At 56.1% G+C, this 246-nt stretch carries 1 protein-coding gene; it reads left to right on the top strand.

Going from position 1 to position 246, the window contains the following annotated elements:
• Positions 1–122: 122 nt before the first annotated feature.
• On the top strand, positions 123–246 hold a 124-nt coding region (locus tag ACPYOI_RS36690; protein WP_481424261.1), incomplete at its 3' end, for a beta-lactamase hydrolase domain-containing protein.

Genomic DNA, 246 nt, shown 5'->3' with positions numbered 1-246 from the left:
GAAGCCAGGCGAAAGTCGGAGGTATGCGCTTCGCTTCGCGTTCTTTTGAGCGAACTGTTTTGTTGACGCTTCCGGTCTTGCGTCGTAGAGCTTCTGCCATTCATTTTGGGGAGAAACGCGCGATGGACATCCGCCAGATCGACGACGAATATTCGGTATCCGGCCAGATCACGCTGGAGGACCTCGATCAGATCAAGGCGATGGGCTTCAAGTCGATCGTCTGCCATCGCCCGGACCAGGAAAGCC

The organism is Rhizobium sp. SVR5-2C (genome assembly GCF_056755115.1).
The sequence above is the reverse complement of the archived record's forward strand: the minus strand, read 5'-3'. Positions and strand labels throughout refer to the sequence as shown.